The following is a 22,882-nucleotide window of genomic DNA, read 5'->3' as shown; positions in this document are numbered from 1 at the left end:
TTTCCAGTCGGTTAAAGTTGATGTGGCGCACTGCCATGACACTCAACTCAAATGAAGATCTGCTCGACACTATCGTTGGGTAGAGATTGATTACGGATAGGAACCGCCCATTGCGGACCTGCATGATGGGTGGTGTGGGGGCCGGTAGCTAAAAACTACCGGCTACCCGATTTAAGCCTACCATCTGGTTGCCAGTTTCCCTCTCCGAGAAAGGAACCAACTATTTGTGTGAGTGACAAGCCTAAACATTCTTGAGCTGCCGACTCGCCTGCATCTTCGTAATTTGAATGATTACTGAACTTTGCAAAAGCCGAAAAATCCTGGGATATATTACGGGCAAGAATGTGAGCTAAGTGATAGCTAAGCTCCTGACCTTCATCTATTGCCATAAAGCTCTCTCCTGACCAAAAATCTTGGATAGTATCTTCATTCCAATACCTTTGGTGGCGCTCAACCATTTCTTTATCCAGGAAAAGGCGATTACCTGCAAGTACATCTTCCATCAGAACAGCCATACCTTCATTGAGCCATAATGGTATCGGGAGATGAACCAAGCAAGCATGGGTTAGCTCATGAACTGCAATGGGCTCAGCAAAATTTATATCTTGAGATGGAAACACAAAATGACCATAGCCTTCATTTATGTACATTCCTGAGCTAAGGCCAAACTCACCTTCATTTGGAAAGAACATACCTATATATTCGTAATATTGGTCAATATCTTGAAAGATTAGCGCTACATGCTTTCCAAACCCTTCGTCGGAAGCAATTCCATCAAGAGTGTTTAAAATTCGTTTTAAAGTTCTTTCTAAGAACCCAGAGAAAACGTGAATGTATCGATCGCTTTCATTCGACATTATCGAGAAATTGGGTGATTCTTCGACTCTATAGTCACTGCCAAATTCACTGGCGATTGACTCTAACCATTTTTTGCATTCTTTAGACCATTCAGAATGCAAGTCATCATGACTTAGATCATCTCCAATCCTTTGAGCTATTTCATTCCAATCTGGCTTAATACTCATCGATCTCTCTATTCATTGGGCTTAACGCCGCAAGCAACGGCCGTAATATAGCAGCGAAGCTGTGAAATGGAGGTCCAGCCCATGCAGTGGGCGATGTTGCCTTGCATTGGTACGCCCAGCATGGGCGTGAACTAATGGGGTAAAAGTCCCCTGTAGGAGGATCACGATTTAATGGATTCCATTAAATGCTAACTACTAGCGAATGGCAACTGCAATACCGCGAGGTCTTGTGGGGAGGAAGCCGCTAGCAAAACTACGAGCTGACGAACAGAAACATCATATAAGGCTTAGCCTTGAGGCTAGGTGGCCAAGGACACCGAAGCCATGTGATCTAACGGGTAGAGTAAATGATGCAGTTGTGTAGTGAAAGTTCACGTTCTTATCTGGGGAGATCTGTTTAGCTTGCCGCTGTGAAGCTGTCTGCGCGGCTGCTGACTCATAAATAGGCCCTGCCCGCTAGCCACCATAGCGGAGATTAAAAACAAATGGTGGAACACAGAAGCGCCTCGGTCAGCAATGATCAAGGTGATTAAACAGAAGTCAGCCGAGGGCATGGTAGCCAAATGCTAAGATTAATACCTTGGATACGGTGAAGGCCTGAACCCAAAATCCACGAGTTAAAAGACAGGCTAGCCTACCGATGTGTTGCCAGCCGGATATAAAATTGACGTAGCGCACTGCCATGACACTCAACTCAAATGAAGATCTGCTCGACACTATCGTTGGGTAGAGATTCATTACGGATAGGGAACCGCCCATTGCGGACCCGCACGATGGGTGGTGTGGGGGCCGGTAGCTAGAAACTACCGGCTACCCGATTTAGGAGAGATTGCCTCGATTTTATTCTCTACTCCCTCTATTTTTGAGTCTAGATTTTCAATAGCCTTCGAGTAATTATTAAGGTTGCTGAACTTTTTTATATTTTTAAAAGCTATTGCTAAAGCGGCAAACCAGATAGGCACTGAAAGTGGAGTTAGAATTTTAACTATAGGTACAAAAAGAGGATTCATGGACGAAGCTACCGGACCTAAAATCGGTAGTCCTAACCCCAAACTAAGGAGGAAAAGCAACCAAAAAATATCAGAGTAAACAGCCCTGCTAAGAGCTACGCTAGATTTCTTGACTTTCTCAAGATGCTCTTTTTCCCATTTAAGCATATTTAATCTTTGGTTATGTTTTTTTAACCGTCTCTTGTTCCAGTAGTCTGATATTCGGTTTCTTATTGGTGAAAGTAACGCAACTACAATGACTACAGCCAATGAAGCAGCAAACCCCTGCCAAAAGGATTGATTAAAAAATTCCATGGTATTCCTTTATTAACTCCTACCTCCTACCTCCTAACGCCTGGCGTAACGGCGAAGCACATAGTGCTGAGTCCGGCAGCCGATGGCTGCGTATTGCCGCCGCTTGGTACGCCCAGCATGGGCGTGAACTAATGGGGTGCAAGTCTCCTGTAGGAAGATCACCGTTTAATGGATTCCATTAAATGCTAACTACTAGCGAATGGCAACTGCAACATCGTGAGGTCTTGTGGGGAGGAAGCCGCTAGCAAAACTACGAGCTGACGGACAGAAACATCATATAAGGCTTGGCCTGGAGGCGAGGTGGCCAAGGACACCGAAGCCGTGTGATCTAACGGGTAGAGTAAATGATGCAGTTGTGTAGTGAAAGTTCACGTTCTTATCTGGGGAGATCTGTTTAACTTGCCGCTGTGAAGCTGTCAGCGTGGCCGCTGACTCATAAGTAGGCCCCACCATCGCGGGGGTAAACAAAATTGGTGGAACACAGCGGCGCCTTGGTCAGTAATGATCAAGGTGATTAAACAGAAGTCAGCCGACGGCATAGTAGCCAAATGCCAAGATTAATACCTTGGATACGGTGAAGGCCTCAACCCAAAATCCACGAGTTAAAAGACAGGGCTAGCCTACTGATATGTTGCCAGCCGGATATAAAATTGACGTAGCGCACTGCCATGACACTCAACTCAAATGAAAATCTGCTTGAAGCCATCCTCAGCAAAGAAAATCTTAATGCTGCATGGAAACACGTGCGAAGCAACAAAGGTGCCGCAGGCATTGACGGGATTACTGTCGATAATTTTGTGCAGCACTTCAAGGCAGTTGGCGACGACCTCATCGAGACTATTCGACAGGGGCATTACCAGCCGCTTCCCGTCAGGCGCGTCTACATTCGCAAGCCAGATGGTGGCCAGCGTGGGCTCGGGATACCTACGATCTTTGATCGTGTTATTCAGCAGGCTATCGCCCAAATCATCGGTCCCAGTTTCGATAAAACCTTTTCGGAGTTCAGTTATGGATTCCGCCCAAAGCGATCACAGCATCATGCGGTGAAAAAGCTGCGAAAGTATATCGAGGGAGGGAAACGAATAGCACTGGATGTCGATTTATCTAAATTCTTCGATCGGGTAAATCATGATTTCCTCATGAGTTTACTTGGCCAAAGAATCAGCGATAAGCGCTTACTCAAACTGATCGCAAGCTACTTGCGTGCAGGAAGAGTAGAAGATGGATGCTGGAAAGCCTGTCATGAGGGGGTGCCACAAGGTGGCCCTTTATCGCCGCTGCTGTCTAATATTGTACTCGACCTGCTCGACAAAGAGCTGGAAAAACGCCAACACAATTTCGTCCGCTATGCGGACGATTTCGTAATTGTCGTTTCCTCTAAACGCTCAGGTGAGCGGGTTATGACGAGCATTAAACGCTTTGTTGAGCTCAAACTTAAGCTCAAAGTTAACGATGCTAAAAGCCAAGTAGTCCCCGTTAGTCGTTGTAAGTTTCTGGGTTTTTCTTTCCGTGGAGCAAAGCTTGTCTGGCATGATAAGTCACTGCGCCAATTTAAATACCACGTCCGTCAGCTTACAGGACGATCCCGTGGTATCTCTATGGAAAAGAAACTGAAAGAACTTACCGTATTTCTGCGTGGCTGGATTAACTATTTTGGGATAGCGCAAGGCTATCAAAAATGTATTGATCTTGACTGCTGGATACGGCGGCGATTAAGAATGAGCTATTGGAAGAATTGGCGCAGAGTGAGAACGAAAGTTCGAAATTTACTGCGTATGGGTGTGAGTGAATCGCTGGCAGTTACCTGCGGCTCGTCCGGTAAAAGTTACTGGCGAAGCGCAAAAACTGAGGGTATTCATATTGCGCTCAATAATGAGTTCTTCGAAGAGATGGGTTTGATTTCATTGCGGGATCGTTGGGTAGAGATTCATTACGGATAGGGAACCGCCCATTGCGGACCCGCACGATGGGTGGTGTGGGGGCCGGTAGCTAGAAACTATCGGCTACCCGATTTAGGCATAGGCAGCCTCGTACTCTTTTTCAGATAGCTCAATGAGCTGCCAATTAAACTTTGTTGTGACTATTGTGAGTGACATACTACCGTATAGATGCACTATCCAAACTGGATCTTCATCGCTTAATCCATCCATTCTATGCTGAACTGCTGGCGTTACTTTACCTTTGATTGTTTCGTTAACGCTTGCTTCCAAAACCATAAACAGATCACTATTTGATGAGTCGTCATCAAACTCGGCATCCATGTGTACCACTTGGCCACACTCAAATACTACCTTCCAGAATTTATCGTTTACGGTGCCTTGGACCAATATATCCAGAGTAACTTTCGGATAAGCACCAAAGTCAATGCTCATATCAGCATTGTCTAAAAGAGATTCACAGACTTCTTGTAGCTCCATACTCTAGATGCCTAACGCCGGCCGCAGCGGCTGGCAAAGCTGGCGATTTTTGTGCAGCGAAGGGCACAAAAAGTGACAGGTTTGAAAGTCCGTTGCCGGCCTTTGTTAGGCACTGCGAAACACTGGAAATTTAATGCTATTGTCCAATGCTTGGCACGCCTTAATAATTTCATTTTTACGTTGGTCTCTAGTCCAACCGTTAATGTGCTCACAATACCACTCATCTTCTAGTTCGGTAAAATGATTCAAGTATTCTGGATAATCTAAATCAACGTTCGCACTATATAGTTTAGATGCTGCTATCTCAGGCTTTATCTTACCTTCGACACATTCCTGAGCGATTACTTTGGCATACCCCATTAACGAATCATCGTCAGGTGGTCGAGCAATAGCTAGCTCTTTTAATACACGACCAAAATAGTCGTCGATTTCAAATTCATTAAATGGTGGCTGGAAAGTAGCGAGCTCTGCCAAAGATTCAGTGTCAGCTCCACTCTCTAGTAATGTCATTGCCCAAGCCACTTTATATTCCGCTCCAGCTGGATGCATCGCTGCCAGCCCAAGGACTCTATATGTTTCGAATAATTGTGACTTAGAGAGCATAGCTTCCAATGTGCCTAACGCCGCAAGCAAAGGCGCGCGTTAGCGCGTCCAGCCCGCAGGGCGATTTTGCCTTGCTTTGTTATGTGTTTTGCACGAGATAGTACAAATTGCCATATTCTCTCGGATCCGCTTTCTTTATTTCTTTGGCTTCAATAGCCTCCTGAAACCATTGTTTAATATCACTTTCTTTTACATTGGGATATTGCTTGCTACGAGTACGAACGAAGCCACATAGTCTCCACTCATCGAAACCATCAATACGACCATTGACTCCATAGTCGAAGTCAACAATATCTTTTTTACTGATATGAACTTTACAGCCAATACCGTGGAAAAAGTACTTATGCTTCCCTCCAAGCATGCCAACCTGCTCAATAGGCGGCCCCCAATTATGAGGTTCATCAATCTTAAGATACCTCTTTAGTAGCTCATTGGCCTCTTCAACTTTTTCTTTGAAGTCGGAGATGATTTTTCGAAGTTCAGCATTCATGATTTACACATAACGCCCAGCACACGGGCGGCCGAAACAGAGCGAAGCGGCGTGTAGGCCGTCCAGCCTGGCGCTTTTTGCCGGGCGTTCGTGCTGCTGCTTGTTAGAGTTTGTGGCACTCATGTTAATTTTTAAATGACAATATTTTGAGACCAAGACAAACCAGCGCTCCAACTAACACGCCTTGCCCAGCAGCTATGATCGGAACTAATGGTACGGCTAAAAGCATATTACCAGGGGCGTCAGGTTGTACCAAAGCAGCAATTAAGAACAGCGGCGTAAAGATAACGGAAACACCCGTAGTCCAACCTTTCCATATTTGTGTGAACATTAATTACACTCGGTTTTATTGGTAGCTCTAACGCCGTGCTCACCGGTTTAGTGAAGTTGGCGGCTTTTTTGTTCACAAAAAAGGTGACAGCTTTACCAAATCCGCGTGCAGCACCTTGTTAACCCTTTACTACGAACAGTCCCACCCTAGAAGAACCAATTTACAGTGACGACACTTGAACTTGTAAAATGCATTGTCACCTTTTGGGTAGTACCCTTCAGTCACAGTGTTCCAAAATTTCTCATCACCCTCGTAGTCAAGTATCCATTGTTTTTTTGTTTCTTCGGATGCATATTTTACATCTTCCTCTGATGCGTCTCCATGAAACTCACAAGCATCATTGCAGTGGGACAACCAGCATTCTTGCTGCCAAGATACATACCCAGGATTTCTCTGAGTTACTTCTTCTGTAATTTCTTTGGATATACCACTGCTCAGCAGAGGATGTGAATCTGAAAACTCAGCATCATATTTCTTTGCTGCATCACCATTAGCAATACACCAAGGACAAATAGAATCATCTAGATCAGCAATCGCGTAGACCGGGCCAGTGTAAATGTAACCGCTCTTTTCGCCACAGCATACGCACGTAATATCACTTTCCTCTATTACGTCGTTGCCTTCTGGATCTATATGATATTTGAACTTTGGTAATTCCATGACTCTCCTTGAGGGTTAACGACTACAACAGGGGCGGCTGGAGCGTAGCGTAGGCCGTCCCGCGAAGGGCCAAAGGCCCGCAGCAACCTGCTTGTATTTGTTATGTTTTGCACTTAGTTAAACTTTTGGGTAAGGCCAACAACAATCATAATGGATAACAAACCAAAGCCAATTAGCCTGAGAGAAGTTTTGACACCGCTATTAGCCATAGCCTCCATTGTATCATCGGCTTTATATATTCGATCAACTCCACTGATTTTTTCATAGACCATCTCAAGACCTACAGCCAGCATGATAATTAGGATAACGTATAAAAATGTAATCAATTAGGCCCCCGAAATACAAGTAAGTTAAGAGCGTGAATTTAGAAACTTTCTTAATCATAACGCCTGGCGCAACGGCGAAGCACACAGTGCTGAGTCCGGCAGCCAAAGGCTGCGTATTGCCGCCACTTGTTAGGCGGTAAAATTCAGTCAAGGTACACATTTAATTTACTATGATGTTCATTTGCCTTATTTAAAACACAAATAAACCGTTCAATGCTTGGTTTTACTGGTTCAAACAAAGTGTCTTCATCCATTAAAGCTCTTAGCTCAAGGATAAACCGCTCTGTACTTCCTGGATCTATATCTAGACACTGATCGTCTTCAATAAGAGCTATAGCAACAAGGTGGCTATATTTAGCTTCATTCGAAACACACAAATTTATTAACTGTTCATGAAGAACATCATCAAGATGAATAGCGGCTCCACGTATGTCTGTGCCTTTAAGAGCTGAATCATAGTAAATCTCAATCGCCATTCTTATCGCCTAACAGTTAATTCAAAAGAAGCGTCTTTATATCACCCTTCTATATAATTCTGGTGCAGTCATCCAAGATTACCCAAAAAACATAGCAATATCAGTAGGTTAGAGGCTTTGGCGTAATCCTCAACAGGTAGATATATAACAGCGGCTATATATCTACCTGCTTTTCTTGCTCGTGACAATAGTGTCACCTCCTTTAAAGTCAATGACTTAGCTCGCTCTCTCCAGAAATAGGAGAAGCTTCTCTTGAATTCTGATATTGAAAGTAGAACAAGATATGAAATGCTGTATATAAGACAGTTTGAGTAGCAATGTTATGGAAGATATTCGCGGTTGAGTACCAAGTAAGACTGAATGTTTCACGGGAGTCTCCTGGTAGCATATTTGAAGTTAAGTACGGTTGTTTTAGGAAGGAGAGGTAAACTTATACTCACTGGGAGAAGCAATTCATCTATTTTGTTAAGGAAAATAGCCTCACTGATAGGGTGGGGAGGTTGTGAGAAGCCTCTCTCACCTTGTACTTCAAGGAAGGACTGTCCCATTTCTGAATAGCTAAAATATAAGTCCTATTATCGGTTTTATATAAACGTTCAGAATTTTTCAATTTTTTATTTGAAAAATCATATGACGTGACCCTCCAATGGTAGTGCTTTAAATTGAGATTGAAGGATTCTTAACTCGATGGGTTGGTATTTTCCATTAGTTGATGATTTTGGCTTTGCATTTGGTTATTTCCAATAGCGAAGACTTACCTTGAGAGGGAGCCACACCGGATATCTTTATCTGGTTTTTTGTATTGCAGGCTATAGATGATGAGTTATTGGAGTTAAGGAGAAAAAAGCCGGCATTGTGCCGGCGGGAAAGCAGACGTCGAAAGGAAGAGACGTTGCAGAGAGACTGTAATTCTTACTCGATGCCCAGGCTCGACTATGAGCTGGGCATCTTTTAAATATTGCTAATCAATCAGGCTTTTTTACGCAGTAACACACAGGCATCTGCGGCAGCGAGCTCTAAGCTATTTCCTTCCGCATTGCCAGCAAATAATGCCGGGGTAATATTGTGCGCACCGGAGAACTCGGCAGGTAATTCCAGGGTGCCACTGTTTTGCCCCAGGTTGAGAACAACCAGCATTTCTTCGCTGTCGCTACGCCTTACAAAAGCAAACAAATCACTGCCGGTGTCGATCACTTCCTGCTCTGCTGTCGCCAACGATTGGGGTAGCTCCCGGTGCCAATCGATCAATGCGCGGAAACGGTTGAGCATGGAGCGCTGGGCGTCCTGCTGAATCTCTACCGCCCGTTGTTGGTGCTCCCCAGAAACAGGTAGCCAGGGTTTTCCTGTGGAAAAGCCTGCGTTGTCGTCGCTGGTATTGGTCCAGGGCATCGGTGTGCGGCAGCCATCGCGGCCTTTGAATTCCGGCCACAGATTAATGCCGTAGGGGTCTACCAGGTCTTCATAGGCAATTTCCGCTTCCGGCAGGCCCAGTTCTTCCCCTTGATAGAGGCAGACACTGCCGCGCAGTGCCAATTGCATCAGCAGGAACAGCGGGGCTCTGGCATCGGCTTGATCGTCGTTAAAGCCTTTGTTCCAGCGGGTTATTGAGCGGGGTACATCGTGATTGCTGATCGACCAGCAGGGCCAGCCCTTCTCGATTACGTCGCGGTTTTTTTCCAGGGTTTCGCGCAGGAAACCCGCACTGCAATCCTCGGTCAATAGATCGAAGGAATAGGCCATGTGCAGGCGCTTTTCCGTGGTGTACTCGGCCATGATTTTATGGGTATTGTCGTCGCCAACTTCACCCACAGTCACAGTACCGGGATATTGATCCATTAACTGTCGTACCCGCTGGAGAAACACCAGGTTTTCCGGCTGGGATTTATCATTCTGGTGCCACTGGTAGTCGTAGTGATTGACTGGCGGCAGGCCTTTCTCGTCGAGCTTGAGCGGGCGCGCCGCGTTATTGCCCAGGGCCTGCTGATGGAAAATAAAGTTGACCGCATCCAGTCGGAAACCATCTACACCCCGATCGAGCCAGAACTTCATATCGGCGAGCAACTGCTCCTGGACTTCCGGGTTGTGCACATTCAGGTCCGGCTGCTCTTTGAGGAAGTTGGCCAAATAGTACTGGCGGCGGCGGGTACACCAGCGCCAGGAGCCTCCTCCGAATACGGAGACCCAATTGTTGGGAGGGGTGCCATCTTCTTGGGGATCAACCCAGACATACCAGTCCGCTTTGGGATTGTCGCGGTTGGCGCGGCTCTCCTGGAACCAGGGGTGCTGGTCCGAGGTGTGGCTGAGGATTTGGTCGATAATCACTTTCAGGCCGCGCTCGTGGGCCGCTTCGATCATCCGGTCGAAATCTTCCAGGTTGCCAAAAATAGGGTCTACATCGCGGTAGTCGGCAACGTCATAGCCAAAATCCACCATCGGCGATTTAAAAAAGGGTGAGATCCAGATGGCGTCTACGCCGAGGGATTTTACATAATCCAGTTTTTGCGTAATTCCGGGAATATCACCGATGCCATCTCCGTTGGCGTCGCAGAAGCTGCGTGGGTAAATCTGATAAATAACGCTGTTGCGCCACCACTCATAGCTGTAGCCGCTCATGGATTACTGCCTTGTTTCATTATTTGAAAGGGGGAGATAGTCCACCTTTAAAGGATAGGGTGAGTATGGAGCAGTCATTGGCGGGCTTCCTCCTCCCCGGCGAGGGGGGAGAGGGGCGTAAAGGGTGACCGGTCTGGGGTGGTTTGGTATTGGCGGGCGGGCGGGCGGGCGGGGGATGAGGAGCATAGCGGGCACGTCCCTGTGCCGCTGGAGCGGGACTGTTTAAGGCTTGTCCTGGACTGAGCGAAGCATTTGCTCGGCCAGGGCGATGGCCTCCTGGCGATCCTTGACGTCCAGCTTTTGGTAGAGGCTGCGAATATGGGTCTTGATGGTGCTCGGTGCCACCTTAAAGTGACGGGCGATTTTCTCGTTCGACAGCCCCGAGTGAATCGCATTGAGTACCTGCCATTCCCTTGGGGTGAGTGGGGAGTGGCGCAGGAAGTCTGGCACGGCATCGCTGGCCAGTATCTCGCGGATAATGGTGTCATCCAGTTCGATGCGAATACCACCGTCCAGCTCTGGCTGCTGCTGTGCCGCTTTGATCAGTTGTTGGGCTTTGCTGGACTCCGCATCTCCCAGGCCATTTTCCAGGGCGGCTTTCAGGATAACGATTAAAGGTTTGCCGATCTGCAGGAAGCTGGCGCGAAAATCCCGTTCGTGGGAGAGAAGCAGGGCTTCACTAATAGCCTCTACAGATTGGGGGTATTGCTCCCTCAGCCACAGCAGGTGGGATTCCAGCACCCGGTTGCGCAGGCGATCTGTTTCCAGGCAGCACTCGTTGGCGACTTGTTTCAGGCGGCTCAACAGGCGATTGGCATCGGACCAGTGGTGCAGCTCAATCATCGCGCGCACATGGTTGCGCCCGTGGCACTGCTCAAAGTGATTGCTGGGCCTGTCGGCGACGGGAGTAGCCTGTTCCAACCAGCTTGCGATGGCCTGCTGATTGCCCAGGGCGCGCCAGGTGCGGATGCGGGTGGCATCGGCGTTGGCGATCCAGTCCCGGTGGTAGCGCCCGTCTGTGAGCAGGCGCTCGATACGCTCAAGCCATTCCAGGGACTCCTCTTTCTCCCCTCGGGCCTGGGCGATTTTTAACAGCAGGGTGTACTCCGGCAGCAACCAGTGCTCGCCGACCCGGCGGTTGATTTGCATACCTCGGCGAGCGGATTGCTCGGCACCTTCCAGATCGCCGGACTCCCATTGCAGCTGGCCGCGCAGCCGGCACACAAATTCCGAGATGGGCAGTGTGGACAGGTGATTTTTCTGCACCAGGGTCTGCACCTTTTCCTGCAGCGTGGACGCTTTCTTCAGCAGGCCCTGGGCAAAGGCGATCTCTGTCTGTTGACAGATGGCCCAGGCGGCGCTGGGGATATCCCGCTCGGCGATCGCCAGGGCTTCAACTTCCTGCATATAGCGGTTGGCCTCTTGCAGGGCACCCAGGCAGAAGCTGGTTTCACCGGTGACCAGCAGAGCGGAGATTCTCTCGCCCAGCTGGTCTGCGCGGAGTAGGGCCAGGGCTTCTTCAGCATACTCCTTGGCTTGCAGTGTCTGTCCTCGGGCAATGGCCACCTGGGCGCGCATGGTGGCAAAGGCGCCTTCAAAGTCGCGCCACTGTGCCGGGTCCTCCCGCTGCAGCCAGCTTTCCGAGGCCGCCAGGTTTTTCTCGCACAGGTCGTATTCAAAATTCTCCCGTGCCATTTTGGCGGACAGGAGAGTAAAGCGGGCGCTGTGTTGCAGGGCTTCGTCACCGAGCCAGTCGAGGCAGTCCCGCAGCAGGCGCGATTGCCCCGCGCGCAGAAGCTGTTCCCCCCGGTCGTTGAGCAGTTGCTTTAACCGCTCGCGGTCGCCCCCGGCCAGAGCGTGGCGCAGGGCCTCCACTGGCTGGTCTAATTCTTGCCAGGTATCACAGGCAGTGCTGTGCAGTTGCAGCAAGTGTTCGCGGTCATTGATTTGCCGCTGCAGGAAGCGGGCGAAGACCGGGTGGAAGCGGAACCACTGGCGACTTGAATCCTGCGCCTGCAGGAATAACCCCCGGCGCGCGGCTTCTTCCAGCAACTGCTGACCATCTTGCCGACAGGTAAGGCGCTCTGCCAGTTGGGCATTCACCCGGGTGAGGATCGATGTGCAGGAAAGGAGCTGGCGCAGTTGGGGTTCCAGCCGCTCCAGTACTTCCTCAGCCAGGTAATCGAGAATATGACTGTGGCCCTGCTCCAGCTCTGCCAGATAGCGATCCACTTCGTTGCTGTCGCGCACCGATAAAGTGAATAGCTGTACGGCGGGGGGCCAGCCCTCACTGAGATGATGCAGCTGGGCTGCGCGGTCGCCGTCGAGATTAAACGGCAGGCGCTGCTTGAGCAGGGTGGCAATTTCTTCAATGTTGAGGGCCAGCTCATTACTGCCCAATTCCAGTAATCGCCCTTGAACTCGCAGGGTGGCCAGGCCCAGGGGCGGTTGGCTGCGACTGGTGAGAACAATACCGACACCGGCGGGGGCGTGGCGCAACAAAAAGCGGGTAGTGTCGTGCACCTGCTGGTTGTCGATCTGGTGGTAGTCATCCAGCACGATGCGCAGTTCGTTGGGCAGGCCTCGCAGTTCCGACAGAAGGTGGCTCACCAGAGTCGAGGGGTCTGGGCGCTGGGGCGCGGACAATAACTGGTGAGTCTGGGGGACACCATTGCCGGTCGCCCTGTGCACACTTTCCACCAGGTAGCGGCAGAATTGGCTCGGTTCATTATCGCTGGCATCCAGCGTATACCAGGCGACCGGGTTGTCCTGCTGTGAGGCCCAGGAGGTAACCAGCGTGGTCTTGCCGTATCCCGCAGGAGCCGTCACCAACAGCAGTTGATCGCTGTGGCATTGGTTCAGAACCGACAGCAGGCGCGGGCGCGATAGGGCGTGCTCGGGGCAATCCGGCAGGCTGTATTTGGAAGTTAAAAGCATCGCTGCGGGAGGGATTGTTATAAATGTTTGATTTTTGTACAGCCACTATTATGCACCAGGACCCGGGTATTGTTACAGCACTGTAATAGGCCAGCTTTCTGGTGATTCCGCCTCTTGGGTGGCAAATTGGAGTGGCGCCGGTTTAGCTTTGGGCAGTATATTACTATTCGGGTTAAATCGGTCATCTCAACCCGTCGCAATGCAGTTTCTGCGGCTCATTAGTGGGTACGTTAGTTCATATTTACTGTGATGTATCCACACTGGCTCGTAAAGGGATGCATGACTGTGCAGCTTCCCCTCGCGCCACTTTCAGTATTTTTTCGATTTTTTTTTGGCAGTGAGAATGCCCCTTGTGCGGGTTTTCATCAATGTTCATTCATTTAAAAAAGCCGAGCGCTGCGAAGGCGCCGATAGAATAATAAGAAGAGGAAGCCATGGCGGATATCGTAATCCTTGCTGCTGCGGGTATGGGGGCTGTGGATAACACGTTTGCAAAGCCACTGTTTGCGGCATTGGAAGCCGAATTTGGGGAGGAGTGGTCGCGTCTCTACTGCGCTGAATTACCCGGCCTGGAGCACTTCCAGAGTAATATCGAACGCACCTTTGAGAGTATGCAGAAGGGCGAGCTGGACTTCCTGCGTGCACGAAAATATTTACTCCTGGGGATGTCGCAGACAGCGGCGCAGTCCGGCACTGTGGATCGCCGGGATAGCAACTACGAAAAGACCCAGCGCGAGATCTATGCGGCGCTGGCCAAGGCCGCTGATCAGGTTGATGAGCGGGCCCCGGTGATATTGGTCAGCCACTCGGTGGGTTGTATTAACCTATCTAATTACCTATGGGATGCCCAGCGCCCCAATGTCAGTTGCGGTGTTTGGCGTGACGGTGGTCCGGCGGGGGTTCACAAAGGGTCGGCGCGTGAGAGGTTTTTGCGCCTCAAGACCCTGAGCCATTGGTACACCCTGGGGTCGACCATGCCCCTGTGGTGTTCCGATCGACCCAGGGAGCAAATTCAGGCGGTCACCTCCAATTCCCGGGGATACAATTTTCGCTGGAAGAATTTTTATCACCCCAATGACCTGTTTGGCTGGCCCCTTAAACCCCTGAGCCCCTCCTATAACCAGGCGGTGTGCCGTGACTATGAGACTTGTTCGCTGAGCGATCACGGCGCTTTGGGTTCAGTGGCTTTTCCCTCGCCCCCTGAGGATTACTGGCGGAACCCGATAGTTGTTGAGCAGCTGATAGAGGATGTGCGCTCCCTGCTCAAGACGGTGAATAAGCCCGCTCATCGGCATCCACAACCCTCTCAGCAGGCTCTCGCGGTATAATCCCCAATTACCTCAATAGTCTCCTGTAAAAGATGAAGGGCCGCTTTCTTATGTCGCTGCAATATCACCTGGTTCCTGTTACTCCTTTCCAGCAAAACTGCTCCTTGCTGTGGTGTGAAGACAGTAAGCGCGCGGCTGTTGTCGATCCCGGTGGCGATCTCGATAAGATTCTGGCGGCGGTGGAGGAGCGCGGTCTCAAGCTGGAGAAAATCCTGCTGACCCACGGCCACCTGGACCATGTAGGCGGCACTGCGGCGTTGTCCAAGCAGCTCCAGCTGCCGATAGAGGGGCCGCATAAAGGCGATGATTTCTGGATTCAGCAGTTGCCCATGCAGGCGCAGATGTTTGGTTTCCCCGCTGTCGAAGTATTTACTCCAGACCGCTGGTTGGAGCAGGGAGATACGGTTACTGTAGGGGATCAGGAACTGGAGGTGCACCACTGCCCGGGCCATACCCCCGGCCATGTGATTTTCTTCCACCGCCCCAGCCAGTTGGCTCTGGTGGGAGATGTTTTGTTTGCCGGTTCGATCGGGCGCACTGACTTCCCCCAGGGAGATCACGATACCCTGATTCGCTCTATCAAAGAGCGCCTATGGCCGCTGGGTGATGAGGTTCAATTTGTACCGGGACATGGCCCCATGTCCACTTTTGGCCAGGAGCGCCAAACCAATCCTTTTGTCGCCGACAAGCGCTTTGGTTAAGTGATACCTGGATTCCAATAACAGGCGGGAAGTACAGCGCCGGGAGTCCCATTTTATGTTTGCAGGAAAAATACGTCTTTTTCTCGCCTTGCTGGTGCTGGGGTTAAGCGGCTGCGCAGTAATTTCCGAAGAGGAGTGCCGCGCGGGGCTCTGGTATGAGCGGGGCCTGCAAGACGGCGCTCGCGGTCGCTCACAGTCGCTGGTGTACGATATTGCCCGGGAATGTGATAGCTACGACATGCATGTGGATAGCGATGCATGGTTGCAGGGCCATGAAGAGGGTGTAGAGACTTACTGCACTGCAGAAAATGGCTATCACCAGGGGCGTAGGGGACGGAATTACCAAGGGGTTTGCACTGGCCCTACTGCTGATTTGTTTCTACAGAATTACGAGCGCGGTCTCGCCGAATACCGTATAGAGCAGCATTACCAGCGCCTTTTGTGGCGCCGGGATAATTTAGAACGCGAGTTGCTCTCCCTGCATTACGCCTATCGGAACACTGATAGTGAAGCCCAGGCCCAGGCATTGTACTTGCAGCGCAGCCGCCTTCGCTGGGAGCTGCGGATGTTGGATATGGAGTTGTTTCGTTATGGCTTGTTTGGCCCCACGCATTTAACGCCCGGCTATTATCCCCCCGGATTTTTTTCTGCCAGATTATTTTATTGGTAAGTAAAAAAAATTGTTGGCCCTGAATATATGTAAAGAAGTCCGGGTTAATGCTCCGGTATTACACGCACAAGAGATTTATTGTAATGGCAATTTGGCATTTAGATCCTTCACTGGAAGAACTGAACCAGGGAATATCCCAATGCATGCCCGGCTACCTGGGAATGGAAATTACGGAAATTGGCGATGATTACCTGGAAGGGACCTTGCCCGTAGACCATCGCACTCGCCAGCCCTTCGGTATTTTGCATGGTGGTGCCAATGTCGTATTGTCGGAGACACTGGGTTCCATAGGTGCCAACCTATTAGTGGATACCGATAAATTTTATTGTGTCGGTCAGGAAGTTAACGCCAATCATCTGCGCCCTGTCCCCGAGGGAGAGGTTCGAGGTCGTGCAAAACCCGTGCATATTGGGCGCAGCAGCCAGGTGTGGGAAATTCTGATCTATGCACCCAATGGGAAACTCAGTTGTATTTCTCGCATTACCATGGCTGTTGTAGCTCATGGTGCCTAGTATTAGCTCCTGGGTTGCGAGTGGAGATCCCGCTTGAAACAGGCCCAGGACTTTATTTTTGAAGATATTCCCTATCGCTTGGTGCGTTCGAGCCGGCGCAAGCGTCTGGGGCTGGTACTGTCTTCCGGTGGTGTGGAAGTGCGAATTCCACAGCGTTGCGCAGCCCGCTACGGGCATGAATTCCTGCAGGAAAATATCCAGTGGGTGAGAGCGCAGTTACTCGCAGCCGACCGGCGCGCTGCGCAGGTGCCGCAATATCGGTACGCTTTTGGTGAGAGTTTTCCCTGGCTGGGACAGCAGCTTCCCTTACAGCGTGCGACAAGCAGTAAAAGTGCCGGTATTGGCGATGGTGCTATCGGGCTTTATACCCGCTATCGCGAGCCTGATGACACGCAGCTGCAAACTGCTTTACAACGCCTTTACCAGCGGGAAGCATTGGCATTGTTAACGCAAAAATCCCATGTGTTGGCCGAGCAGCTGGGGTTAAGTATTTCATCAGTAAAAGTCCGTCGTACCAAAAGCAAGTGGGGTCACTGTAGTATTCGCGGTGAGCTGCAGTTTAACTGGCTTGTTTGTCTCGCTCCTGAACCTATAGTGGATTACCTGGTGGCTCACGAAGTCTGCCATTTGCAACACCATAACCACAGCCGCGCTTTCTGGGATTTGGTCCAAAGTGTGTGCCCCAGATTTAAAGAGTTGCGCCGCTGGTTGCGGGATAACGGTCACCGTTTGACCCTGTAATTTTTCTATTCTTTAGTTGTACTGAATTCTCCCAATTAATTATGAGTAAGAAGCCCCGTTTTATTACTGGCCGCAAGCCGGTTAAAAAAAACTTGCCGAGCCGCGCTGAAGCGACAATAGAAAAATTTAGTCACGATATGCGTGGTATTGCCCGGGTAGGTGGCAAAACGGTGTTTATTGATAGTGCCTTACCGGGAGAGCAGGTTAAATTCCGCTATACCGCACGGCGCGGCCGTTTTGATGAGGGAATTGTTGAGGACGTCATATCGGCTTCAGCGGATCGGTGCGCGCCGCAGTGTGCCTATGTAGATTCATGTGGAGGCTGTTCGGTTCAACACCTGCAGCCATCGGCACAAATTATTGAAAAGCAAAAAGTTCTTTTGGATCAGTTGTTGCGTTTTGGCGGTATTGAACCCGAAGAAATACTGCCGCCGTTAACTGCTGATGCCTATGGTTATCGGCGCAAGGCCCGTATCGGCATTCGCAAATTAAAAAAGTCCCAGGGTGGCGAGCTGCTTTTTGGTTTTCGAAAAAAGCACAGCAATGATTTGGTAGATGTTGATGAGTGCCCGGTACTACATACAAAAATTGCCGAACATTTAGGGTCGCTAAAAAAACTTGTTGGCGAAAGTGAAGGCCGGGCAAACTTTTCTCATCTGGAAGTGGCGGTTGGAGATGATGTGACAGCTCTGGTGCTCCGCCATTTAAAGCCCCTGTCAGATAAGGACTTGGCGCTCTGGTTAGCATTTGCTAAAAGCACTGGTATACACCTGTATATACAAGGTGGCAGTGATGCTTCCCTGGAGAGAATCTGGCCGACAGAAGGAGCCGCTTATCTAAGTTATCAGTTGCCGGAATTTGACCTGACGCTGAGATTTAAACCGCAGGATTTTGTGCAGGTTAATTTTGCGATGAATCGGCAGATGGTGAGTCGAGCCGTTGAGTTACTCGATCCGCAACCCTCCGAGCGCGTATTGGATTTATTTTGTGGATTGGGGAATTTTACCCTGCCATTGGCGCGTCGTGCAGCGGAAGTGATCGGAGTCGAAGGTGTCGGCGCTTTAACTCAACGGGGTGAGGACAATGCCGCTTTGAACCAATTACAAAATGTGCACTTCTATTCTGCCGACCTGAACGAAAAAATGGCAGGTGCGCCTTGGGCTGAAGCAGGTTTCGATAAAATCTTGTTGGACCCGCCGAGGGATGGCGCTCTGGAGGCTGTGCGCGGATTGGCGCGATTTTCTGCCAGTAGGATCGTCTACGTCTCCTGTAACCCGGCCACCCTGGCCCGGGATGCCGGTGAATTGGTGAAGTTGGGGTACCGGTTGAGTAAGGCGGGTGTCATGGATATGTTTCCCCATACCGATCATGTTGAGTCGATGGCGGTATTCGACAGAATTTAGGGCCTATTGAGGCCGGGAAAACTAACGTAAACTGCGGTAAAACCGTTTAAGCGAAGTTGTTATGCAAAGCGAAACCCTAACCGATAATTTTGAAGATAATTGCGCGCGCTTTTTGCCTGAAGCTGTAGGCCAGGGCTGCGTCTGGGCCCTGCAGGGTGAGGAGGGCTTTGCACTTTGTGAGTCTGAAAAGCGGGCCGATACCGAGGTTATGCCCTTTTGGTCGCAAAGAGAATTTGCACAAGACCACTGCGAAGGAGACTGGGCTGACTATGAGGCAGTGGCAATTGACCTGGAAGAATTTATGGATGACTGGCTCACCGGCATGCATGAAGATGTCTTATTGGTGGGGATAAACTGGAACGCCGAACTGGAAGGGGTTGAGGTGGAGCCCTTGGACCTACTGGAGCAGTTGGAGCAAGAGCTGCAATAAACTGCGCCATAGTGCCTCACCCAGTGGATAAAAATTACTCAACGGGGTGTCTCAAATGGGGCAGATTCTTGGCTTGCGCAAAACAGTCTATGGAGTTGCCAACATTACCGAGGCTGTGGCCTGGTATACGCAGGTACTCGAACAGAAACCCAGCTATGAAAGCGATAGCTATGCGGCGTTTAGTATTGGTGATTGCGAGCTTGGATTAAATGCCGATGCGCGCAGCGCGATTAGCCGGGCCGATGGTGTAGTTGCTTACTGGCAGGTTTTGGATTTGGCCTCGCAGATTGAGCGACTCGGCACTATGGGGGTGCGGCAGCACACGGATATAGAGGAAGTTTCTGGACGTGTGCTGATGGCGAGCTTTCTCGACCCCTATGGCAATGTTTTCGGATTGATCGAGTACCTGCAAACGCCCATTGAGAGATAGGACCATTAAACGGAGCAGTTCCTGTGGATAAGCCGCCCATTTCCAGATTTCGTTCCCCCAATCGAAGTTTTGCTGCGGAAAGCCTTGCGCAAATTGGGCGGGGTTATGTGGTTCCGGATCGAGTGGCTTTAATTACCGGCTGCTCAAGCGGTATTGGGCGGGAGCTGGCTTTGGCGCTACATCGCCGGGGAACCATAGTGATTGCCACGGCGCGCCGCCCGGAAAGTTTACAAGAGCTGGCGGACCTGGGAATTGCCACTGAGGCCTTGGATGTGAATTCCCAGGCGGATATCAATCGAGTGGTTCACGCAGTAAAAGCGGCATACGGGCGGCTCGATATTTTGGTCAATAACGCCGGTTACGGTCAGATGGGGCCGTTGCTGGAACTGGACACGCGAGCACTGGAAAAGCAGTTCCGAACCAATGTATTTGCCCCTCTCGCTCTGATTAGGGCCTGTGTACCTTTAATGCGTTCGGAGCAGGGCGGAATTGTGTGTAATATCGGCTCGGTTTCCGGGGTAATGCCCACACCTTTCTCCGGTGCCTATTGTGCTTCTAAAGCGGCCCTACACTCCATTTCTGATGTTTTGCGACTTGAACTAAAACCTTTTGGCATTCGGGTAATGACGGTGCAACCCGGTGCGATCGCATCGGAATTTGGTCGCCACGCTGAGACATCCCTGCGCGGTCTTTTGCCGCCGGACTCCCTGTATAAACGGCAGGAAGAGGCGGTTAGGGCCCGTGCCCAGGAGTCCCAACAGAATGCTACATTGGCAAGCACACTGGCCAAAAAGCTGGTGCGTGAGCTGCTGCGAAAACGCGCTCGTCCTTTGGTGCGTATTGGTAATCGCAGCAGCCTGTTGCCCTGGATGGCCCGCTGGCTGCCGCGCAGTTTTAGGGACTGGTTTTTAATGCGGCGTTTCAAGTTGAATCGTCTGGCACCTAAAACCTGATGGCCTAATTGCCTCTTTTAGTTTACTTGGCAGGAGTCCATTAGCCACTGCTGTACTTCACTATAGGTACCACGGAATAGGATCTCCTGTTTAGATTTCTCCATAAGGTGGTTGTAGCTGCCATCGTAGTAATTCTGCAGTAGCGAGACTACTACTGGGATGTAGGCCTCGCTATTACCATGATGTTCCAGTTCGCGATTAGCTGAAATCAATGCCTCATCTAGCTGCTTATAGCACTGACCACCTAAGCGTTTTTGAATTTTATTGAGATTGAAACGCAGCTCTTCCCCTAAGCATTGTACAGGGGGCTTTTCAATGGCCGCAAAACGCTTGAGTCCTTCATTGATATAATCGCGCACAATACGTTTTGCCCGCTCTTCCAAGGGCACTTCAACAAGTACTCGAGGAGCCGCTTTCATCGCGGTTTGCAGTGTGGGGGGGAGGGCACAGCATCCGATTAACCGGCTTTCATCCTCGATCGCAACATTGCCCGGCTGTTGGGAGAGTTTTAATAAATCAATACTGATTCTATTTTCAAAATTGATTTGTGAAGGCTGCTCGCTGTCAGTGCGGCCAAAACTGGAACCCCGATGTTTAGCGATGCCCTCAAGGTCTATAGATCGTTGAGCCCAATTGATCAGCTCTGTTTTTCCACTTCCCGTATATCCCGAAATTACGACCAGGGGTAGGCTTTTACATTGTTTCTCCAATTCTGACAGAAGGTAATTGCGCATCGCTTTATAGCCCCCTTTTATCATTGGATAGTCAATCCCTTCTGCACGAAGCAGCTTTTGCGATATGCGGGAGCGTAGTCCTCCCCTAAAACAATAGAGATAGCCATTGGGAGAGTGATTGATGAACCTTTTCCAGTAAGCGAGGCGGGCAGTGATTACTTCTTCTGTAGCCAGCTCCCAGCCCAAATCAATGGCTGCCTGCGGTCCACTATGTTTGTATGCGGTACCAATTAGTTCACGCTGGTGATTATCCAATAGTGGATAATTATCTGCTGAGGGAAATGCGCCCCGGGAAAACTCTATAGGTGCACGTACATCTAAGAGGGGAGTATCCTCTAAAAACAGTTTTTTAAAATTTGCAGTATCTGTCCGCAAAGTAATATTCCCATTAAACTTATAGTGATTTTAGCCCCTATTGTATCGCCATTCTATATGGAGGCCTACTGGGAGTGTCGTGTTTTATGTGCTTATAGATGGGCGGGCGATAGTAATTTGTTTTAATATATTATCTGCCCATGCTTAATTGCTGATGCTGTAATGAAATTGGATGTCTATTTCACTTTTAATGTGCATTATACGTATGTGGTTAAAGCTATTTAATATGGTTTTAAATTAGCCCCTAATTTGTTCCTGTCATTTTTATTGTTGAGTATTTGATTGGTCTAAAATTTAGGCTTCATCAAAGTGTTTAATATTTTAGTTTGTTTGTTTTCCCTTCAATTAGTGCTTCTGTTTTGCGTAATTATATCAATGGCCACTACACTTTTGTCATTCGATGAAGTGTGAGAGGTTTTTGTTGAAGTGTCAGGGGTTTTGTGAGTGCAATATTTTTGCAGTTGGCAAGGTGTTTGCGAGTTTCAGCGGACAGAAGTCCTAATTATCAAAATAATGTGCAGGAAATAAGATTGTACTGCTGTTTCTTGTTGGTTTGTGAAGGGTGTTTGATGTGAGATAATTTTCCTTGCCATTTTTCTGTTAACGGATTTATTTTTCCTTCTTGAGGTTGTTAATGAAAGGTTTCTCGCTTTTTTGAGATATTTATTGCGGCTCTCATTTTAAAGTTTTTGAGGGGTGACTCGTAGGTGTGGTTTAGTCAGGTTGTTTTTCAATTTGATGGCCATATTTTTATCTATGTATAGCCTGTCATCACTGCTACAAAACCCGATATAAAAAAGTAAGTAAAAATGGCAAAAAAATATATCTATATACCCATAAATAGTGAGGAAATGCAGGAGTTCGCTAAGGATCTTGCGACTGCTTGGAGCATCCCTGTAAATCAGATATTGTCGAATAAAGCAACCTCTGGGCGTGGCAAAGCCATATATCGCTGGGTGGATCAATGTCTGAGTAAGCTCACTCCAGCAGATACACTTTACATCGTTACTCATGGTACTGGAGCTGCTGATGGTAAAGTGATTGGTGCAGAGCGATCGGTTGGCAGTAATAAGCAGAAGAAAGTCGTTAACAGGGGGGCTGTTACCTGGCAAGGCGGAGAGTGGAAAACATATACTCCAGAGCAGCTGGCTACTACCCTTTCAAAAGAAGGCCTACCAGCCAACTTTGTAAACCTACATGTTTGTGCTTGTGGTTCAGGCTATGATGGAAAAAAGCTGAGGCCCTGGGCTCAGCGCCTTCGCCAACAAATGGTGGGTACCTATAAAGACATTCAAGTTACGGGCTACTTGGGTTGGTTCTCATGTAGTGCAAATAAGGTATGTATTAAAGTGGGGCATGAGTTTTTCCCAATGGAGGATCGTGCAGTTACTTTTTCTTAAGAGTGACATAACACGGAATATTT

23 protein-coding genes are annotated in these 22,882 nt (G+C 49.4%); 11 read left to right on the top strand and 12 right to left on the bottom strand.

The features are described from left to right. Nucleotides 1-155 precede the first annotated feature (155 nt). Together ACJJIE_RS14360 and ACJJIE_RS14355 are read right to left on the bottom strand one after the other, a co-directional pair. Nucleotides 156-1,025 (bottom strand): hypothetical protein, encoded by an 870-nt coding sequence (locus ACJJIE_RS14360; protein ID WP_444892128.1) that lies wholly within the window; start codon nt 1,023-1,025, stop codon nt 156-158. 803 nt (nt 1,026-1,828) lie between these two features. Beyond that, a complete protein-coding gene (locus ACJJIE_RS14355) occupies nt 1,829-2,329 on the bottom strand; it encodes a hypothetical protein (protein ID WP_444892127.1) in 501 nt (166 codons plus the stop codon). Between the two features lie 668 nt (nt 2,330-2,997). On the opposite strand from ACJJIE_RS14355, the gene ltrA reads away from it, so the two are divergent. Next, complete coding sequence (gene ltrA / locus ACJJIE_RS14350; RefSeq protein ID WP_444892126.1) at nt 2,998-4,269, top strand: group II intron reverse transcriptase/maturase; 1,272 nt, start codon at nt 2,998-3,000, stop codon at nt 4,267-4,269. 72 nt (nt 4,270-4,341) lie between these two features. Here the strand turns inward: ltrA and ACJJIE_RS14345 are convergent, their stop codons facing one another. The 9 genes from ACJJIE_RS14345 to malT all read right to left on the bottom strand — a co-directional run bounded on the left by ACJJIE_RS14345 (nt 4,342) and on the right by malT (nt 13,182). Continuing rightward, the gene (locus ACJJIE_RS14345) at nt 4,342-4,746 is read right to left on the bottom strand and encodes a hypothetical protein (RefSeq protein WP_444892125.1); all 405 of its coding nucleotides are present in this window, start codon (nt 4,744-4,746) and stop codon (nt 4,342-4,344) included. 105 nt (nt 4,747-4,851) lie between these two features. Further along, on the bottom strand, nt 4,852-5,358 hold the full coding sequence (locus tag ACJJIE_RS14340; RefSeq protein WP_444892124.1) for a hypothetical protein: 507 nt from the start codon (nt 5,356-5,358) through the stop codon (nt 4,852-4,854). Between the two features lie 70 nt (nt 5,359-5,428). Then, nucleotides 5,429-5,839, bottom strand: coding sequence for a DUF6896 domain-containing protein (locus tag ACJJIE_RS14335; protein WP_444892123.1), 411 nt, complete (start codon nt 5,837-5,839; stop codon nt 5,429-5,431). Nucleotides 5,840-5,963: 124 nt separating this feature from the next. Beyond that, entirely contained in the window at nt 5,964-6,170 is a 207-nt protein-coding gene (locus tag ACJJIE_RS14330; protein ID WP_444892122.1) for a hypothetical protein, read from the bottom strand. A gap of 129 nt (nt 6,171-6,299) precedes the next feature. Further along, nucleotides 6,300-6,830, bottom strand: a complete 531-nt coding sequence (locus tag ACJJIE_RS14325; RefSeq protein ID WP_444892121.1) for a CbrC family protein — start codon at nt 6,828-6,830, stop codon at nt 6,300-6,302. A gap of 113 nt (nt 6,831-6,943) precedes the next feature. Continuing rightward, complete coding sequence (locus ACJJIE_RS14320; RefSeq protein ID WP_444892120.1) at nt 6,944-7,156, bottom strand: hypothetical protein; 213 nt, start codon at nt 7,154-7,156, stop codon at nt 6,944-6,946. Nucleotides 7,157-7,299: 143 nt separating this feature from the next. Next, a complete protein-coding gene (locus ACJJIE_RS14315; RefSeq protein WP_444892119.1) occupies nt 7,300-7,632 on the bottom strand; it encodes a hypothetical protein in 333 nt (110 codons plus the stop codon). Between the two features lie 969 nt (nt 7,633-8,601). Next, nucleotides 8,602-10,245, bottom strand: coding sequence for an alpha-amylase family glycosyl hydrolase (locus ACJJIE_RS14310; protein ID WP_444892118.1), 1,644 nt, complete (start codon nt 10,243-10,245; stop codon nt 8,602-8,604). Nucleotides 10,246-10,467: 222 nt separating this feature from the next. Further along, nucleotides 10,468-13,182 carry an HTH-type transcriptional regulator MalT gene (gene malT, locus ACJJIE_RS14305; RefSeq protein WP_444892117.1) on the bottom strand — a complete coding sequence of 905 codons (2,715 nt, stop codon included), beginning with the start codon at nt 13,180-13,182 and terminating at the stop codon, nt 10,468-10,470. 434 nt (nt 13,183-13,616) lie between these two features. Between malT and ACJJIE_RS14300 the strand changes: the two genes are divergently transcribed. The 9 genes from ACJJIE_RS14300 (at nt 13,617) to ACJJIE_RS14260 (ending at nt 20,350) form a co-directional block, all read left to right on the top strand. Next, a complete protein-coding gene (locus ACJJIE_RS14300; protein ID WP_444892116.1) occupies nt 13,617-14,510 on the top strand; it encodes a hypothetical protein in 894 nt (297 codons plus the stop codon). Between the two features lie 50 nt (nt 14,511-14,560). Next, the gene (locus ACJJIE_RS14295; protein ID WP_108734664.1) at nt 14,561-15,211 is read left to right on the top strand and encodes an MBL fold metallo-hydrolase; all 651 of its coding nucleotides are present in this window, start codon (nt 14,561-14,563) and stop codon (nt 15,209-15,211) included. A 55-nt stretch (nt 15,212-15,266) separates the two neighbouring features. Next, the gene (locus ACJJIE_RS14290; protein ID WP_444892115.1) at nt 15,267-15,881 is read left to right on the top strand and encodes a DUF2799 domain-containing protein; all 615 of its coding nucleotides are present in this window, start codon (nt 15,267-15,269) and stop codon (nt 15,879-15,881) included. 83 nt (nt 15,882-15,964) lie between these two features. Beyond that, nucleotides 15,965-16,393: a hotdog fold thioesterase gene (locus tag ACJJIE_RS14285; protein ID WP_444892114.1), complete on the top strand. Its 429-nt coding sequence runs from the start codon at nt 15,965-15,967 to the stop codon at nt 16,391-16,393. Between the two features lie 33 nt (nt 16,394-16,426). Then, nucleotides 16,427-17,134: a M48 family metallopeptidase gene (locus ACJJIE_RS14280; RefSeq protein ID WP_413663460.1), complete on the top strand. Its 708-nt coding sequence runs from the start codon at nt 16,427-16,429 to the stop codon at nt 17,132-17,134. A 41-nt stretch (nt 17,135-17,175) separates the two neighbouring features. Further along, nucleotides 17,176-18,537 carry a 23S rRNA (uracil(1939)-C(5))-methyltransferase RlmD gene (gene rlmD / locus ACJJIE_RS14275; RefSeq protein WP_444892113.1) on the top strand — a complete coding sequence of 454 codons (1,362 nt, stop codon included), beginning with the start codon at nt 17,176-17,178 and terminating at the stop codon, nt 18,535-18,537. A 61-nt stretch (nt 18,538-18,598) separates the two neighbouring features. Beyond that, a complete protein-coding gene (locus tag ACJJIE_RS14270; RefSeq protein ID WP_108734659.1) occupies nt 18,599-18,967 on the top strand; it encodes a DUF2750 domain-containing protein in 369 nt (122 codons plus the stop codon). 55 nt (nt 18,968-19,022) lie between these two features. Continuing rightward, the gene (locus tag ACJJIE_RS14265) at nt 19,023-19,397 is read left to right on the top strand and encodes a VOC family protein (RefSeq protein WP_444892112.1); all 375 of its coding nucleotides are present in this window, start codon (nt 19,023-19,025) and stop codon (nt 19,395-19,397) included. Between the two features lie 23 nt (nt 19,398-19,420). After that, nucleotides 19,421-20,350 (top strand): SDR family oxidoreductase, encoded by a 930-nt coding sequence (locus tag ACJJIE_RS14260; protein ID WP_282931114.1) that lies wholly within the window; start codon nt 19,421-19,423, stop codon nt 20,348-20,350. A 17-nt stretch (nt 20,351-20,367) separates the two neighbouring features. Here ACJJIE_RS14260 and mnmH read toward each other — a convergent pair whose 3' ends face one another. Next, on the bottom strand, nt 20,368-21,459 hold the full coding sequence (mnmH, locus tag ACJJIE_RS14255; protein ID WP_444892111.1) for a tRNA 2-selenouridine(34) synthase MnmH: 1,092 nt from the start codon (nt 21,457-21,459) through the stop codon (nt 20,368-20,370). A gap of 809 nt (nt 21,460-22,268) precedes the next feature. Here mnmH and ACJJIE_RS14250 point away from each other — a divergent pair. Then, nucleotides 22,269-22,859: a hypothetical protein gene (locus ACJJIE_RS14250; RefSeq protein WP_282931117.1), complete on the top strand. Its 591-nt coding sequence runs from the start codon at nt 22,269-22,271 to the stop codon at nt 22,857-22,859. Nucleotides 22,860-22,882 lie beyond the last annotated feature (23 nt).

It is taken from the genome of Microbulbifer maximicatervae (SeqCode), from assembly GCF_052467325.1.
The sequence above is the reverse complement of the archived record's forward strand: the minus strand, read 5'-3'. Positions and strand labels throughout refer to the sequence as shown.

Coding starts and splice junctions, on each gene's coding strand:
- rlmD (WP_444892113.1), top strand. CDS start 17,176: ATGAGTAAGAAGCCCCGTTTTATTACTGGCCGCAAGCCGGTTAAAAAA.
- malT (WP_444892117.1), bottom strand. CDS start 13,182: ATGCTTTTAACTTCCAAATACAGCCTGCCGGATTGCCCCGAGCACGCC.
- ACJJIE_RS14270 (WP_108734659.1), top strand. CDS start 18,599: ATGCAAAGCGAAACCCTAACCGATAATTTTGAAGATAATTGCGCGCGC.
- ACJJIE_RS14325 (WP_444892121.1), bottom strand. CDS start 6,830: ATGGAATTACCAAAGTTCAAATATCATATAGATCCAGAAGGCAACGAC.
- ACJJIE_RS14310 (WP_444892118.1), bottom strand. CDS start 10,245: ATGAGCGGCTACAGCTATGAGTGGTGGCGCAACAGCGTTATTTATCAG.
- ACJJIE_RS14295 (WP_108734664.1), top strand. CDS start 14,561: ATGTCGCTGCAATATCACCTGGTTCCTGTTACTCCTTTCCAGCAAAAC.
- ACJJIE_RS14315 (WP_444892119.1), bottom strand. CDS start 7,632: ATGGCGATTGAGATTTACTATGATTCAGCTCTTAAAGGCACAGACATA.
- ACJJIE_RS14345 (WP_444892125.1), bottom strand. CDS start 4,746: ATGGAGCTACAAGAAGTCTGTGAATCTCTTTTAGACAATGCTGATATG.
- ACJJIE_RS14285 (WP_444892114.1), top strand. CDS start 15,965: ATGGCAATTTGGCATTTAGATCCTTCACTGGAAGAACTGAACCAGGGA.
- ACJJIE_RS14300 (WP_444892116.1), top strand. CDS start 13,617: ATGGCGGATATCGTAATCCTTGCTGCTGCGGGTATGGGGGCTGTGGAT.
- ltrA (WP_444892126.1), top strand. CDS start 2,998: ATGACACTCAACTCAAATGAAAATCTGCTTGAAGCCATCCTCAGCAAA.
- ACJJIE_RS14360 (WP_444892128.1), bottom strand. CDS start 1,025: ATGAGTATTAAGCCAGATTGGAATGAAATAGCTCAAAGGATTGGAGAT.
- ACJJIE_RS14265 (WP_444892112.1), top strand. CDS start 19,023: ATGGGGCAGATTCTTGGCTTGCGCAAAACAGTCTATGGAGTTGCCAAC.
- ACJJIE_RS14290 (WP_444892115.1), top strand. CDS start 15,267: ATGTTTGCAGGAAAAATACGTCTTTTTCTCGCCTTGCTGGTGCTGGGG.
- ACJJIE_RS14250 (WP_282931117.1), top strand. CDS start 22,269: ATGGCAAAAAAATATATCTATATACCCATAAATAGTGAGGAAATGCAG.
- ACJJIE_RS14330 (WP_444892122.1), bottom strand. CDS start 6,170: ATGTTCACACAAATATGGAAAGGTTGGACTACGGGTGTTTCCGTTATC.
- ACJJIE_RS14335 (WP_444892123.1), bottom strand. CDS start 5,839: ATGAATGCTGAACTTCGAAAAATCATCTCCGACTTCAAAGAAAAAGTT.
- ACJJIE_RS14355 (WP_444892127.1), bottom strand. CDS start 2,329: ATGGAATTTTTTAATCAATCCTTTTGGCAGGGGTTTGCTGCTTCATTG.